The organism is Phycisphaerales bacterium (assembly GCA_016699835.1).
Taxonomy (GTDB): Bacteria; Planctomycetota; Phycisphaerae; order Phycisphaerales; family UBA1924.
Window position 1 is genome coordinate 719,947 of sequence record CP064987.1, and the last position, 15,488, is coordinate 735,434.

Annotated in this window: 11 protein-coding genes; 6 read left to right on the forward strand and 5 right to left on the reverse strand. The window is 65.9% G+C overall.

The annotated features are described in order from the left end of the window. Nucleotides 1–55: 55 nt before the first annotated feature. The 3 genes from IPK69_03035 (at nucleotide 56) to IPK69_03045 (ending at nucleotide 5,857) form a co-directional block, all read left to right on the forward strand. The gene (locus IPK69_03035) at nucleotides 56–4,009 is read left to right on the forward strand and encodes a class I tRNA ligase family protein (protein ID QQS09609.1); all 3,954 of its coding nucleotides are present in this window, start codon (nucleotides 56–58) and stop codon (nucleotides 4,007–4,009) included. Between the two features lie 730 nt (nucleotides 4,010–4,739). Next, nucleotides 4,740–5,645: a hypothetical protein gene (locus IPK69_03040; protein ID QQS09610.1), complete on the forward strand. Its 906-nt coding sequence runs from the start codon at nucleotides 4,740–4,742 to the stop codon at nucleotides 5,643–5,645. Beyond that, nucleotides 5,642–5,857 (forward strand): hypothetical protein, encoded by a 216-nt coding sequence (locus IPK69_03045; protein ID QQS09611.1) that lies wholly within the window; start codon nucleotides 5,642–5,644, stop codon nucleotides 5,855–5,857. The genes IPK69_03040 and IPK69_03045 overlap by 4 nt, the downstream gene beginning before the upstream one ends. A gap of 158 nt (nucleotides 5,858–6,015) precedes the next feature. Here the strand turns inward: IPK69_03045 and IPK69_03050 are convergent, their stop codons facing one another. The 5 genes from IPK69_03050 to rsmH form a co-directional block, all read right to left on the reverse strand. Beyond that, a complete protein-coding gene (locus IPK69_03050) occupies nucleotides 6,016–6,741 on the reverse strand; it encodes a glycogen-binding domain-containing protein (protein ID QQS09612.1) in 726 nt (241 codons plus the stop codon). 140 nt (nucleotides 6,742–6,881) lie between these two features. Further along, a complete protein-coding gene (locus IPK69_03055; GenBank protein ID QQS09613.1) occupies nucleotides 6,882–8,924 on the reverse strand; it encodes a penicillin-binding protein 2 in 2,043 nt (680 codons plus the stop codon). Nucleotides 8,925–8,932: 8 nt separating this feature from the next. Further along, the gene (locus IPK69_03060; protein ID QQS09614.1) at nucleotides 8,933–9,262 is read right to left on the reverse strand and encodes a hypothetical protein; all 330 of its coding nucleotides are present in this window, start codon (nucleotides 9,260–9,262) and stop codon (nucleotides 8,933–8,935) included. Nucleotides 9,263–9,305: 43 nt separating this feature from the next. After that, complete coding sequence (locus tag IPK69_03065) at nucleotides 9,306–10,289, reverse strand: LysM peptidoglycan-binding domain-containing protein (GenBank protein ID QQS09615.1); 984 nt, start codon at nucleotides 10,287–10,289, stop codon at nucleotides 9,306–9,308. 145 nt (nucleotides 10,290–10,434) lie between these two features. Further along, on the reverse strand, nucleotides 10,435–11,403 hold the full coding sequence (gene rsmH, locus IPK69_03070; GenBank protein QQS09616.1) for a 16S rRNA (cytosine(1402)-N(4))-methyltransferase RsmH: 969 nt from the start codon (nucleotides 11,401–11,403) through the stop codon (nucleotides 10,435–10,437). A 15-nt stretch (nucleotides 11,404–11,418) separates the two neighbouring features. Here rsmH and sppA point away from each other — a divergent pair, with 15 nt between their 5' ends. From sppA to IPK69_03085, 3 genes are all read left to right on the forward strand, one after another. Further along, nucleotides 11,419–12,432, forward strand: a complete 1,014-nt coding sequence (gene sppA / locus IPK69_03075; GenBank protein QQS09617.1) for a signal peptide peptidase SppA — start codon at nucleotides 11,419–11,421, stop codon at nucleotides 12,430–12,432. A 177-nt stretch (nucleotides 12,433–12,609) separates the two neighbouring features. After that, the gene (locus IPK69_03080; GenBank protein QQS09618.1) at nucleotides 12,610–13,851 is read left to right on the forward strand and encodes a saccharopine dehydrogenase NADP-binding domain-containing protein; all 1,242 of its coding nucleotides are present in this window, start codon (nucleotides 12,610–12,612) and stop codon (nucleotides 13,849–13,851) included. Further along, complete coding sequence (locus IPK69_03085; protein QQS09619.1) at nucleotides 13,848–15,482, forward strand: type I 3-dehydroquinate dehydratase; 1,635 nt, start codon at nucleotides 13,848–13,850, stop codon at nucleotides 15,480–15,482. The genes IPK69_03080 and IPK69_03085 overlap by 4 nt, the downstream gene beginning before the upstream one ends. Nucleotides 15,483–15,488 lie beyond the last annotated feature (6 nt).

Sequence of the window (15,488 nt, forward strand, 5' to 3'; positions counted from 1 at the left end):
CACACACTCTCTGACAGAACAGATCCAGAACCACACCCCCCCAACGCCCTCCACCATGTCCAACGAATCCACTCCAACCACCGAACTCCCCAAGCAGTACCGCCCCATCGACCACGAGGACCGCATCTGGTCAAAGTGGGAGTCAGCCAACGCCTTCCACGCCGACCCCGCGCGCGTCCTTCGCGGCGAGGCCAGGCCCTACGCCATCGTCATCCCGCCGCCCAACGTCACCGCCGCCCTCCACCTCGGGCACGCCCTCAACAACTCCCTCCAGGACATCCTCGTCCGCGCCAAGCGCATGCAGGGCTTCGAGACCCTCTGGATGCCCGGCACCGACCACGCCGGCATCGCCACCCAGGCCGTCGTCGAGAAGCGCCTCCGCAAAGAGGGCGCCCTCAAAGGCCCCCTTCGCGACGCCTTCACGCGCGACCAGTTCGTCGAAAAGATCCAGGCCTTCAAGGACGAGTACGAGGCCATCATCACCTCGCAACTCAAGAAGATGGGCTGCTCCTGCGACTGGGCCCGCCAGCGCTTCACCATGGACGACCAGTGCGCCCGCGCCGTGCGCGAGGCCTTCTTCCGCCTCTTCCGTGACGGCCTCATCTACCGCGGCAAGCGCCTCGTCAACTGGGACCCCGCCCTCCAGACCGCCGTCGCCGACGACGAGTGCTACGACGAGGAGATCGACGGCGCGTTCTACTACCTCCGCTACCCGCTCGTGCATCTGGGCAACTTCGAACGCACCATCGAGGAGGGAAACCGCCGCGCCGACGCCCAGCCCATGACCTGGGGCGAACTCGCCCGCCGCGGCTACGAGGGCGCGAGCGCTCATCCTCCAGAGTCCCAGGCCTGGATCACCGTCGCCACGACTCGCCCCGAGACCTACCTCGGCGACACCGCCGTCGCCGTGAATCCGCACGACCCGCGTGCCGGCGCGCTCAAGGGGTTGCACGTCGAACTCCCCCTCGTGGGCCGCCTGATCCCGATCGTCGAGGATTCCTACGTCGTCCTCCCCGAGCGCTTCGCGCGCACCGACGAGGAGAAGAACGATCCCAAGGCCAGGATGGCCACCGGCTTCCTCAAGGTCACGCCCGCGCACGACCCCAACGACTACGAGATCGGCCAGCGCCACAAGCAGGCGATCGAGGCGCTCGGCAACCCCATCCTCATCAACGTCATGGCCCCCGACGCCACCATCAGCGACAAGCATGGATGGGAAGACACCGGCGACGCCAGACTCTTCCTCGGCCTCTCGCGCGAGCAGGCCCGCAAGAAGACCATCGAAGAGTTCAAGGCCAGAACCGTCGGCTACGAACCCCTCTTCGAAGGCAGCAAGCCCCACCGCCACAGCGTCAAGCACAGCGACCGCAGCAAGGCCATCGTCGAGCCATACCTCAGCGACCAGTGGTACGTGAAGGTCACCGACCCCCGAATGGCCAAGGCGGCCAACGACGCGCTGCAAGAGCACTCACAAGGTGGCCCTGCCTTAGGTGGCACCGCTCTCCAGAGCGGTGTCCGGGCCATAGGTGGCACCGCTCTCCAGAGCGGTGTCCGAACTCAAACCACACCCCACCCCTCTCCCTCCATCTCCACCCTCCTCCACCACCTCAACTCCCTCAACTTCGCCCACCTCCGCAGCGCCGGCTTCACCTCGATGGATCCCTACCCCCCGGGCAAGCCCTCGCCCGACTTCATGAATCACATCCGAAACCTCCCGCACATCGAGATGCGCGGAGCAACCTACTTCGTGACGTGGCGGGTCGCCTCGGACGACTTCAAACTCACGCCCAAGGACCAGAGCGTCATCCTCGAATCGCTCTTCCACGATTCCCAGCGGGCAACCGTCTTCGCCGCGACCGTGATGCCCGACCATGTCCACTGCATCGTCAAACCCACCGAAGCACTCGGCGATTGGGTCGGATCCATCAAGAAGTACACGGCCCGGCGGATCAACGCCGACCACAACCGCACCGGCCACCTCTGGCAGGACGAGCGATTCGACCACATCGTCCGAGACGAGGCCTGGTTCCGGAGTTTCCTGGAATACATGCTCCTGAACCCCGTCGAAGAGGGGTTGTGCGCGCGGGGCGATGTCTATCCGGGGTTGAGGGTTGGAGATGAGGTACTGGGGGCGATGGGTGTTCAGGACACCGCTCTGGAGAGCGGTGCCACCAGGAGCGGTGCCACCAGAGACAACACCCTCACCTTCCACCCCGACCGCTACGCCAAAACCTACGAGCAGTGGCACGACAACATCCGAGACTGGTGCATCAGCCGCCAACTCTGGTGGGGGCATCGGATCCCGGTGTGGAGCAAGACCTGTCAAGCAGGAACTGTTGATGAATCATTTCTCGAACTCGATCAGCTTCTGCCAGACACCCTCGAAGATGTGCTCGAGGACAAAGGGGCCGAATGTTCCGTTCAGTTCATTGATCCCGCAAGCGGTCAACGCATCCGACCAAGTGTTTTAGAATTCAATCATGGCTTTACGCACCCAGTGCATGTCTATGTCGCTCTGCTCGCAGATGTATTATCAACAAACAAGAAACTTGATATTGCGGCCGCACTAGAACGAAATGGCTGGAACAGAGACCCCGACGTCCTCGACACCTGGTTCTCCTCCGCCCTCTGGCCCATGTCCACCATGGGCTGGCCCGACGCCACCGATCTCTTGAGAGCCTTCAACCCCACCTCCACCCTCTGCACCGCCCGCGAGATCATCACTCTTTGGGTCAGCCGCATGGTGATGTTCAACCGCTACCTCATGCCCGAGGGCTGGCCGAACGCCACCGACAACACCAACACCGAGATCGCCACCGGCGGCCACGGCCTCGGCCCCGTCCCCTTCTTCGACGTCTTCATCCACGCCGTCATCCAGGACGGCGACGGCCGCAAGATGTCCAAGTCCCTGGGCAACGGCGTCGATCCCCTCGACATCATCGCCACCCACGGCGCCGACGCCATGCGCTTCACCCTCTGCCAGATGACCACCCAGACCCAGGACGTCCGCATGCCCGTCGCCAGGGACCCGGCCACGGGCAAGAACACCAGCCCCAAGTTCGACCTCGGGCGAAACTTCGCCACCAAACTCTGGAACGCGACCCGCTTCGCCCTCACCTTCCTCTCCACCACCGACACGAGCACCGCCGCGCTCACGCCCGCCTCTCTCTCCCTCACCGACCGCTGGATGCTCTCGCGCCTCGCCCGCGCGACCGCCGAGATCGACCGCGCGCTCGACGCCTACGAGTTCAGCACCTACGCCCAGTCCTGCTACGCCCTCCTCTGGAACGACCTCTGCGACTGGTACCTCGAAGCGATCAAGCCCACGATCGCCGACAGCCCATCGCAAAGGGCCGTCCTCGCCCACGCCCTCGAGACCATCGTGCGCCTCCTCCACCCCATCATGCCCTTCGTCACCGAGACGATCTGGGAGAAACTCAAGGACGTCACCACCGCGCCGATCGAGGGCGTCATGCTCGGTCCTTCCCGCACGGGCCTCCTCGTTACCGCCGGCTGGCCGATCCTCGATATGTCCCTCATCGACGACGCCGCCGAGGCACGGTTCGCGCGCGTGCAGTCGCTCATCACCCTCGTCCGCGAGGTCCGCGCCCAGCACAAGGTCCCGCCGAAGCAGCCGCTCACGCTCCACGCTCCAACCGCCGCCGCGCTCCACGACCTCACCGACGAGGAGCAGCGCCTGGTGATGAACCTCACGAACATGGAGCGCATCTCATCCGACCCCGCGCCCGCCGGCGTCCCATCATTCAACTTTGAAGGGGCGGCGTGGTGCCTCACCGGCATCGCCACCGCCGCCGACGATCCCGCCCTCGCCGCCGCCGAGGCCGAGCGCCACGCCAAGCGCCTCGCCGATCTCACCAAGACCATCGCCACCCTCGAGGGCCGCCTCGCCAACCCCGGCTACGCCCAGAAGGCCCCGCCCCACATGGTCCAGCAGACGAAGGACCAACTCGCCGCCGCCCTCGCGGAGCGCGCGTCTCTCGGAGGGTGAGTCGTGAGCGCCGAGTGGTCCGTGGAGCGCGGCCTTGAAGAGGTGAAGAGGTGAGCAGGTGAAGAGGTGAGGCGATGATGGTCTTGGGTGCCACCCGTCGGCGGCTCTGCGACGACTGGTGCCGATCACACGTTGACGCCCATCGCGCCGACGAATGCCGAATCACGAATCACGAAGGCCGATCCGTCCGTCCCGCCCTTCGGCCTCGGTCTCACGTGTTTCGTGATTCGGCATTCGTGACTCGGCATTCGTGGGGGCACGCGTGAGGTTTTCGGACCCGCGATCGTGTCCATCCCGCCCGCGAGCGCACTTCTTGCGGGCACGGCGAGCGTCTTCCTCGGCACGAATACGACGTTCCTCGGCAGGAAGAGAGTTTTCCACGGCAGGAAAACTCCAATCCTGCCCACGAAGATCGTTTTCCTTGGCACGACGAGAGTGTTCCTCGCGAGGAAAATCGTTTTCCTGCCGACGAAGACTCCAATCTTGCCACGTTTGGAGTTTTCCTCGCGACAATTATCATAATTGTCGCGACAAAGACTCCGATTCTGCCACAACGACGATCAATGTCGGCACATCGACGATCATTCTGACGACATCGGCCGCCATTCATGCCCCATCGATCACCGATGTGGCCCCATCCAACGGCAACAGGCCCACCTTCTCCCTCACCTCCCCACCCCCCACCCCGTCCCCCCCACCCCCCACCCCGTCCCGCCCGTACCCTCTCCCCATGCCCCGCCTCACCACCCTCGCCGCCCTCCTCCTCGCGTGCACCGGGCTCGCCCTCGCCGCCTGCACATCGTCCCCTTCCTCATCTCCCTCTCCCCCCGCCCCCGGCGTCGTCGCGACGACTCCAACCTCCGACGCCTCATCCAGTACCGATCCCACCGAGGGCACCTGGACCTTCGAGGACGGCACCACCGGTCGCCTCATCGCCACGCCCAGTTACCGAATCTTCACCACCATGGACCACGGGCCCACCACCGATCGCGTCCCGCGATTCCTGGAGCAGGCCCTCGAGTGGTACACGACGGCGCTGGGCGAACTCCCCAGGCCCTCGCGCCGCATGGACACCTTCCTCATGGAGACGCGCTCCCAGTGGGAACGACTCACGCGCCGCTCCATGGGCGACGACGCCGAGATCTACCTCCGCATCCAGCGCGGCGGGTTCGCCGCCGGCGGCCGCGCCATGTACTTCTACATCGGGCAGCGCGACACCCTCGTCATCGCCGCCCACGAGGGGTGGCACCAGTACACCCAGTCCACCTTCCGCAGCCCCCTTCCCATCTGGCTCGAAGAGGGCATCGCGACCTACATGGAGGGCTTCCGCTGGGGCCGCCGCGGCGACTCGCTCCCGAGATTCTCGCCCTGGTCCAACCCCGAACGCTTCGACACGCTGCGCGCCGCCGCACGCGCAGGAAGGCTCATGTCCTTGGAGCAACTCCTCCACACCGCGCCCCAGGATCTCATGACTGGGGGGGGCGGGGGGGCGGGGGGGGAGGGGGGGCCGACGGCGCGCTCGACTACTACGCCCAGGTCTGGGCCCTCATCCACTTCCTCAACGAGGCCGAGGATGGGACGTACCAGGTCGCGCTCACGAACATGGTCCGCGATGCCGCCAACGGCACACTCATGAAACACTTCAAGGACGCGTACGGCTCGCGCGCCCTCTCGATCTACGCCTCGCGCCGCCGGGGGCCCGAACTCCTGCTGCTATACACCAAGAAGCCCCTCCCCGTCCTCGAGCGCGAGTACGCCGACTTCGTCGCCAAGGCCACGTCGCTCGGCGCACGAACCAGGATCATCGCCGGCGAATCGCCCCTGACGCCCGTCGCCCCAGCGCCCTGAGTGTGCATCCGGCATGCGATCAGATCCATCGCCGAGTTCGATGTTCACCAGGCTCATCCTGGCTCATCACTGAAACAAACACGCCCGGAGCCGTGAGACTCCGGGCGTGTGCTGTGTGTGGTGAAAACTCGAACAAAGACGCGAGTCGTCACTCGGCCTTAGCGCCGGCGACGAACACCCGCGAGCAGCCCGCCGACACCCACGAGCGCCAGAGCGCCCGGCGTGGGAATCGAGTTTGCCTGCCAGCGACCGTTGGGAAGGTCCAGGTACAACTCCAGGGCGTTGTCACCGGGGTTCACCGTGCCGTACGCGTTCGCGCCGTTGTTCTCAAACGTGCGACCGATCGCATAGCCCCAGTCGTTCTCCTTGCGGAACTTGAAGTCATAACTCCCCGGAGCCGCCGAGACGATCGCCTTGTAGAGCCCGTTGCCCAGATCCGTCATGACCGCCTGGGGATTCGTCCAGCCATCGAAACTCCCCATGATGTCCCAGCCGTGCGCGTGGGGATCTTCGAAGCCCATGCGGAGCGTGGCGCTCGGGCTCCACCCGTCGGACCACGACGTCTGCGGGAAGAAGTTGATCGTCATCGATCCCGAAGCGCCAACCTGCTGCAGGAAGTTGTTGCCAACTGAGCCCGCGGGAAGATCAAACTCATTGCTCGGCCCGGCGAACGACCAGTCGTCCACCGTCGCCTTCACCTCAAAGCCGCTCCCGACCGTCAGGCCACCGACCGTCGCCGAGAACTTGCCCCCGCCCTGATCGATCAGTTGCGTTCCAGTTCCAGACCAGCCATTGAACGGCCCGCGCAGGTAATACGGCTGCGCAACTACCGTCCCCGCAAGCGTGCACACCGCAACCACACCAATGGAAACACCCAGTTTCATGGACTCTCTCCTATGTGTCTCCCCACGCCGATGGACCAATCAGTTCCACCGGGTCAGGGCTTGTCTCTACCTGAAGAATACACGAATATGCCCCCTGCGCCAAGGGCATACACCGGGTCTACGACATAATTCCTGGCGGTCTAGGGAACTTCAGGCTGCACAGGCGACGGGGGAATCCCCAGATACGTCAGCGTCCGGTCCATCATCCGCCGGACCACCGGCCCCGCCACCGCCGAGCCATAGTGTTCCTTCCTCGCAACTCGTTTGGGTCCAGGATCATCGATCACGCACACCATGACCACTCGCGGCTGCTCGCTCGGCCCCCCGGCGATGAACGACGAGTTGTACTGCCCGTCGAAATACCCCGCCGTCCCCGCCGGCGCCCGCATCCCCTCGGGGGCCTTCCCCAGCGGGATCTCAGCCGTCCCCGACTTCCCGAACATCCGGTAACGCCACCCCTCCTCGGCGACGCCCCCGAGCGGCTTCGTTTTCATCTTCTTCTCGACACCGTCGACGACCCGCCCCATCGTCTCGCGGGCCAGTCTCGCGACCGGCGCCGGGAGCACACGGTACACCACCCCGGACTGCAGTTCCGTCGCCCCGATCTCGCGATGTCCCGCCGTCGGCACCGATGCCGTCAACCGAATCTGGGGCAGCGTCCCCGCGAGTTCGCCAGGCCGGCAAAAAACACTAAACGCGCGCACCATCTGCACCGGCGTCACCGCCACCTCATGCCCATAGGCGTACGACGTCTGCGAGTATTTCGTCCACTTGAGCAGCGGCGTCACGATCCCGCTCGCCTCCCCCGGCAACCCGATGTTCGTCGGCTTCCCAAACCCGAATCGCACGGGAACCTCGTGGAGTTGCCCCCACGACAGGCGCTCGGCCGCCTTGATCATCCCGATGTTCGACGAGTTGACGAGCACGTCACACCACGTCATCTCGTCACGCTGGGTCACATCCTCGATGTACCGCCCATACGACGTGTGCCACGTCCCGCCCTCGGTGTCGAAGACCTCGTCGGGACGCGCCAGCCCAAGTTCTGTGATCACCGACCACACGAACGGCTTGAACGTTGAGCCCGGCTCGTACACGTCCTCGACGCAGCGATTCCGACCCATCGCCGGGTGTGTGTGCCGTCCGTCGTCGGCTTTCAGCGTGCGATAGCGCACGCCTGCGGGCTTATGGTGCTCTGTTCGATCGGTTTTGGGAATCCACGGAAACTCCGTCAGCCCGGGCAAATCGCGGATGATGTCCACCATCGCGAGAACCTCGCCGCTGATCGGATCGACCACGACCAGCCGCCCGCCCGCGGCGTCGGCCTCCTCGATCCCCCGCGTCAGTTCCTCGTGCGCCATCCGCTGGATCTCGAGATCGATCGACAGCCGCACGTCGCCCCCGACCTCGCCATGCGCCACCTGCCCGGGCTCGATCCACAAGGGACGCCCGAACTTGTCACGCACGTACGAGATCTTCCCCGGCTCTCCCGAGAGTTCGTCGTCCAAACGCAACTCGGCGCCCATCAGCCCCTTGTCCTCGAAGCCCACCAGCCCGACGATCGACGCCGCCGCATCACCCGCGGCATACTCACGCACCGGACGCTGCTCCAGCATCACGCCCAGTACACGCTGGGCGCGAACCCGCTCCACGATCGCCCCGGGAAGCACATCGGACATCACGAGATAGCGGATCGGCTTCTTCGCGTCGTCGGGCGTCGCCTCCCCCTCGGCCCCTGCCGCGCCAGCAAGGATCGCCGAGAGCAAACCCGCCGCCCGTGGTTTCGCGGCCGGTCCCGACGCGGCGGCCGCCTTTGCCTTCGATTCGAATCGCTCGGCGTTGATCGCCAGCACCCGATGCACGCGCTCCGCAATCGCCTCGGGGTCCTCGCCGAGTGTCTGCGCCATCCACGCGATCGCCACGTTCGGATCCTTCAGCAGCGTCGGATCGATCACCAGGCGATACCCATACCGCGTCCCCGCGATCAATCGACCGCGGCGATCGAGCATGTCGCCCCGCAGCGGCGTCTCACGCACGCTCGACACCCGCGACTTGTTCTGCGCATCAAGACGCTCGCTCGGCCTCAACTGCAACTGCGCCACACGCCCCAGAAGCGCGACAAGCACGACCGACATCGCGATCAAGGTCGCGCGCGCGGGCCAGCGTGGTGATACCGGTGTCGCCATCGTCCCCCCTACCGTGCCGCCGTCCTCGTCGTTTCTTCCGGCTGGTCCGGGATCATCGGCGTCAGCCCGGCCTGCAGCGACGAATCATCACGCAAGGACGCCGGCGAGACCCGCCCCGCGATCTCCGTGCGGATCAGCCAGAGCCGCTCGTCGAGTTGCCCGATCCGCAACTGCGCCTGCGTCAACTCGCTCCCCGCCTGAAGCCGAGACTGACGCTGCGCCAGCAGCCCGCACGCGATCAGCCCCAGCCCCGCGATCAGCACGATCCCCTTGGCAAAGACCGACCGCGCCTGCGCCCGCCGCGCTCGATCCACCCGCCGAGTGACGTGTGTTCCCATGGCACCCACTCCAACGCGAGTCCCGCCGAAAACCTTCCGCACGCTACTTCACCGACGGAATCTTCAGGACCGTGCCGACCGCCATGGTCTCGGCATCCACGCTCGGATTCGCGTCGAGAATCGCGTCGGTGTACCGCACACTCCCGAGCACCGCCTTGGCGATCCCCGAGATCGTGTCCCCAGCCTTCACCGTGTACCGATCGGGAGACGCAGCCTTCACAAGTGCCGTGGGCGCAGTCTTCGCCACGGCCTCCTTCGCGCGGGGCGTCGCACCCGGCGTCGACGCGCTCTTCACGCCCGACTCCGCAGCCTTCGCCGGAATCCGCAACTTCTGCCCGGGCCTGATCGGCGACTCCTCCGTCAACCCGGGATTCGCCGCGATGATTTTTCGGAACTCGTTCCCGTTCCCCAAATACTGCTTCGCGATCTTGTACAGGCTGTCGCCCTCGGCCACCGTGTGGAACACCAACGCCTCGGGCACGATCTTCGGCTCGGGCATGACCACTGGCTTCGGCTCCGGCAGAATCACAACCTCCGGTTTCGAAGGTTGCGGCGTGGGCAACGGGTCGATCCCCGATCCCTCGCCGGAGCCGTTCTGCTTTCGCCCCACAGCCTCAGGTTCGACGCCTCCCATGCCCATCTTGTGAGTGTCCGCGAGCGGGAGCCCGATCACTCCATCCCTGATCGTTCCCCCAAGATCACGAACCACATCCTCGATACTCGACCCCTCGCCTTGGGTCAACCGCATGACCCGAGGCGCGTTCTGATCACCAGGCTCGACTCGAGCAATCGTCGGCTCGGGCGTCGGCGCCGGCGTCTCCATCAAAGGTCCCGGCGACGGCGGCACACGCCCGGCGAACACGGGGTCGGGCCTCGTCTCTGCGGGCTGGATCAACGCCGGAGCCTGCACGTCGTTGGCCGCGAGTTTCGTCGTGTTCGCCTGCGACAGGTGATCGCTGATGAGCACCGTCACCAGGATCACGACCACGAAGCCCACGATGAGCGCCAGTTTCAGTTCTCTCGTCACGCTGTGCCATCCATCCCTGGACGGGCCGAGACTCGGCCGGATCCAAAAGTGACCACGAACACGCCGGCAGGTGTCCATACCCACAGGTCGCGCCCTGAAATCCGGCATGCGAGCCTTTCGACCCGCCGCCCACTCTACCCCCACTCTACACCGCCAACCGCACCGACCGGAGTTTCGCCGATCGCGAGCGTGGATTCCGTTCAACCTCGGCCTCGCCCGGCGTCACGACCGCCGGATCATGCACTTCCCACAACCCGGCCGCCTCTCCCTCCTGGAACGCCCGCTTCACCATCCGATCCTCCAACGAGTGGAACGTGATGATCGCGATTCTCGCACCCGGTTTGAGCCACGCTCCTTCTGAACCCGCCTTCCTCGCCCCACGCGTCACCGCGCTGAGCAACGCGTCGAGCACACCCAACTCGTCGTTGACCGCGATGCGGAGCGCCTGGAACGTCCTGGTCGCCGGATGGATCCTGCATCCAAATCCGCCGCCACGATGTCCCACCGCCGCACGCACGATCTCCGCCAGTTGAGTGGTCTTTTCTATCGGCCCGCGGGCCCGTTCCACGGCCAGTTTTCGCGCGATCCCTCGGGCGAGCGGCTCCTCGCCATACTCGCGCAGAATTCGCTCCAGTTCCCGCTCCGGAAGGCTCGCCACAAGGTCCTTCGCGGTTATCGACAGCGTCGGGTCCATCCGCATGTCCAATGGCCCATCTCGCATGAAACTAAACCCCCGCGAGCCATCGTCCATCTGGTCCGACGAGAAACCCAGATCCGCGAGCACGCCATCCGCCAAGAGCCCCCTCGCCGCGATCGACTCGCCGCCCCGCGCAAAGTTCCCCTGGATCGTCACGACGCTGATACCTTCAACTTCACGCCGCACCCTCGCCTCGGCCTGACCCAGCGTGGTCGAATCCACGTCATTGAGGATCACCGTCCCGCCCGGAGCGACCGCGCGGGCCGCCCTCGACGCGTGCCCGCCAAGCCCCGCCGTCAGATCCGCAAAGACCTCGCCCGGCTTCAAGTCCAGCGCCGCAAGGGTCTCCTCAATCAACACCGGCACATGCCGCGGCGTCCTCTCCCCCGCATCACTCGGCCCATGCTCCTCGTTCACGCCGTACCCTCTCGCATGAGCCGAAATCTCCCGTGCATCGCCCACGCCACGCTCGCCAACGCCGTCCTCATCCTCACGGTATCGGCCACCCTCGCCGCCTGCTATCCCAAAGTCAGCGTCAACGTCGGACTCGGCCAGAGCCGCCAACTCCAGGAGGCCCGAGTCCTCCCCGGCGGCGGCCCCGACAAGGTCGCCATCATCGAACTCCGGGGCACCATCATCGACTCGCCCCAGTCCGGCCTCCTCGGCCCAGGCCCCAATCCCATCGACCAGTTCGTCGCCGCCCTCACCCTCGCCGAGAAGGATCCGCGCGTCAAGGCCGTCATCATCCGCATCAACTCCCCCGGCGGGAGCGTCACCGCCAGCGACACGCTCTACAGCGAGATCACCCGCTTCCGCGAAGAGACGCACAAGCCCGTCATCGCCTCCATGGGCGAGATCGCCGCCAGCGGCGGGTACTACACCGCCCTCGCCGCCGACACCATCTTCGCCCAGCCCACCACCATCACCGGCTCCATCGGCGTCATCTTCCCCACCGTCAATGTCTACGACGCCCTCACCTCCATAGGCGTCTCCGCCCACGCCTACACCTCGGGCGAGAACAAGGACCTCGCCAATCCCCTCACGCCGCCGCGACAATCTCACGCCCAGATCATCCAGTCCACCGTCGATGAGTACTTCGCCAAGTTCAAGGCCCTCGTGATCGAACGCCGACCCACACTCGCCAAAGAGAACATCGCCACCGCCACCGATGGACGCGTTTTCTCAGGCGACTCCGCGTTCGCCCTTGGCCTTGTCGATCGCGTCGGCACCCTCCGCGACGCCTTCGCCGTCGCCAAACTCGCCGCCAACACGCCCAACGCCCAACTCGTCAAATACGTCGCAGAAGGAACCCCAGTCCAAAGCCCCTATGCCGGAGCCTCCACATCCCCCGGCACAGGCGTCGCCCTCCTCGACCTCCCCCACGCCATAGGCCTCCCCGACCTCGCCAAACCCATGGCCTACTACCTCTGGACCCCAGGCTGGTAGCCAATGGTCGGATGCCCACTGTGGCACGCCTCTTCGAGGCGTGTCTCAATCATCTCGCACCAACACCTACCAACCCTCGTGGCACAGGCGTCCCGCCTGTGTCTACTGCTTCTACACCTCTCACATGTACACCATGTCCGTGAATCCGTCTGAAATCACTCCAACACTCTCCAATCCATGCCCACCCCCACCACCATCCTCGTCCTAGGCCTCGGCCGCGTCGGCTCACTCCTCGCCGCCGAACTCGCACGCGGTTGCCCCCACACCACACGTATCCACGCCGTCGACGCCAGCGAGCACGCCGGCACACGAACCCTCGCCCTCGCCAAAAGCCTCGGCCACAGCGTCGAATCCCGACTCACTGTCGCCACCGACAACCTCGCCGACCCCGCCCGCGTCCGAGCGCTCGCCTCGAAGGCCGACTTCGTCGTCGGCGCCCTCCCCAGCACGCTCGGCCTCGCCGCGATGCACGCCGTCATGGACGCCGGCAAGAACGCCGTGGACATCTCCTTCGCCCCCGAGGACCCCATCGCTCTCCACGAGCACGCGAAGTCCAAAGGCGTCACGCTCGTCCCCGACATGGGCGTCGCCCCGGGCATGTCGCACCTCCTAAGCGCCCACCTCGCCTCGAGACTCGACCGCTGCGACGAGATCACCATCATGGTCGGTGGCTTGCCCATCGTCCGATCGCTCCCCTTCGAGTACAAGGCCGCCTTCTCGCCCCTCGACGTCATCGAGGAATACACCCGACCCGCACGCCTCCGCCGCCTCGCCCACGACACCACTCTCGAGGCCCTCACCGACGTCGAACTCGTCGACTTCCACGACGTCGGCACACTCGAAGCCTTCAACACCGATGGCCTGCGCACCCTCCTCCGCACCAACACCACACCAACCATGGTCGAAAAGACCCTGCGCTACCCGGGCCACGCCGATCAGATGCGCCTCCTCCGATCCCTCGGCCTCTTCTCCAAGTCCCCCATCCGCGTCCGCGACACATCAGGCGTCGAGCGCGACATCGCCCCCATCGAGATCGCCGCGAAACTCCTTCTCCCGCACTGGGCCTATCCCCATGAGCACGCGACCTGCGCCGATCGCGAGATCACCAGCGACCTCGACCTCACCGTCATGCGCATCGAGGCCAAAGGCGTATTGAACGACAAGCCCGCAACGTTCCGCGCCGATCTCAGCGACCGCGCCATCGCCGTGGACGTCGGCCACACTCGCGTCGTCCACACCAGCATGGCGCGCACCACCGCCTATCCCGCCGCCGTCGTCGCCCGCGCCATAATGCAGGGACTCATCACCAAGACAGGCGTTGTCGAGCCAGAACGCCTCGCCGAGATTCCCGGCCTCGTCGATCGCGTCCTCGCCGAACTCGCCAACCTCGGCGTGCGCTACACGATTTCCCAGTCATGACGCTCCTCTGCGCGTCCATCCCCGTTGAGAGCGCCGAGGCCGCCCTCCGCCACGCCCACGCTGCGAAGAGACGCGGCGCCGACCTCGTCGAGTTCCGCTTCGACGCGTGGCACCTCCTCTCTGAGGTCCTCGCGACCGATTCCGCCAAGGCCGCCACGCTCGCCCGAAATCTCATCTCCGATTCGCCCCTCCCAGTCATCGCCACCTTCCGCAGCCAGGACGAGGGTGGCATCTCCCTCGCCGAATATAGCGAGCCGGTCTACGACGAGGACGCCCGGATCGAGTTTCTCGCCAACCTCGCCTTCGCCGACTATCCCCGCGGCACACACCCGCCCCGATTCGTGGACATCGAGCACGCCGCCATGCCACGCGTGCTCGCCCTGGCTCCGAGCCGGAACAACTCGGAGGCGCAACACGAGACGACCCGCCCGGGCCTGATCCTTTCGCACCACAATCTTGCCCATCCCCCCAGGAATATCTCGCGTCTGCTCCTCGAAATGCGTGACCAATCGGTCACCTGTTCGCCACACTTCTCGAGCGTCATGCTCAAGTTCGCCTTCCGCGCGCGCAACCTGCACGACGCGCTCGAGGCCCTCGCGATTCCCGCCTCGCTCGACCTCCCCACCACCGCTCTGGCCATGGGCGATCTGGGCACCCTCTCCCGAGTCCTTGCCCCGAAGTTCGGCGTCGCCATCGCCTACGCCGGCCTCACCGACCAGACCCTGACCGCCCACGGGCAACTCGCTCTCGACGCCCTCATCCACACCCACGCCTTCCGAACCATCGACGCGCGCACACGCGTCTTCGGCATCGTCGGCGATCCCGTCGCCCACTCTCGCTCACCGGCCTTCCACAACGACGCGTTCGCGCGCGCAAACCTGAACGCACGACTCGTCCCCATCCGCATCGCCGGCGACGCCGATGCCGATGCCGAAACGTCGTACATCAGTTTCAAGGCCGGCACTCTGGAACTCCTCGCGCATCCAACCCTCGACTTCCGGGGCATGGCCGTCACCGCGCCGCACAAGGAGAATTTGGTTCGCCTGGCGATCGAGGAGGGATGGACGATCGACGATTCTGCGCGCGCGATCGGGGCCGCCAACACGATGTGGCGGCACTCGAACGATGGGTGCCCATCGGTCACGAACACCGACGCGCGCGCGATCGTGTCGTTGCTCGGGCTTGAGCCGGGCACCTGGCAGGGCCGGCGGATCGGCGTGATCGGAGCCGGGGGGTTCGCCCGGGCGGCGGTCTGGGCTGGAACGGCGGCCGAGGCGGAGGTGCTTGTCGTCAACCGCAGCCGCACACGAGCCGAGCGGTTGGTCGGCGAGGTCGGCAATGGGTTGGCACGGGTCGGCACGATTGCCGATCTTGCCGGAGTTTCGGCGTTGGTTCAGGCCACATCGGCCGACTCGCTCAACCTCCCCGGGCTTGGAAGTGCTGGCGTAGCCGAGATCGTCAGCCGGCTCGGGCCCGAGACTGTGATGCTGGAGTCGATCTATGACCCGGAGCGGACAGAGTTTGTGCTCGCGGGCGAATCCCGGGGCTTGCAGGTGATCACCGGTTCAATGTTGTTCGAGGCCCAGGCGCGCGTGCAGTTTTCTGAGTGTTTCCGACCCTCGGCGGGGTGATCGCGG

Coding starts and splice junctions, on each gene's coding strand:
- IPK69_03085 (QQS09619.1), top strand. CDS start 13,848: ATGACGCTCCTCTGCGCGTCCATCCCCGTTGAGAGCGCCGAGGCCGCC.
- sppA (QQS09617.1), top strand. CDS start 11,419: ATGAGCCGAAATCTCCCGTGCATCGCCCACGCCACGCTCGCCAACGCC.
- IPK69_03045 (QQS09611.1), top strand. CDS start 5,642: ATGAAACACTTCAAGGACGCGTACGGCTCGCGCGCCCTCTCGATCTAC.
- IPK69_03060 (QQS09614.1), bottom strand. CDS start 9,262: ATGGGAACACACGTCACTCGGCGGGTGGATCGAGCGCGGCGGGCGCAG.
- IPK69_03080 (QQS09618.1), top strand. CDS start 12,610: ATGCCCACCCCCACCACCATCCTCGTCCTAGGCCTCGGCCGCGTCGGC.
- IPK69_03040 (QQS09610.1), top strand. CDS start 4,740: ATGCCCCGCCTCACCACCCTCGCCGCCCTCCTCCTCGCGTGCACCGGG.
- IPK69_03050 (QQS09612.1), bottom strand. CDS start 6,741: ATGAAACTGGGTGTTTCCATTGGTGTGGTTGCGGTGTGCACGCTTGCG.
- IPK69_03055 (QQS09613.1), bottom strand. CDS start 8,924: ATGGCGACACCGGTATCACCACGCTGGCCCGCGCGCGCGACCTTGATC.
- IPK69_03035 (QQS09609.1), top strand. CDS start 56: ATGTCCAACGAATCCACTCCAACCACCGAACTCCCCAAGCAGTACCGC.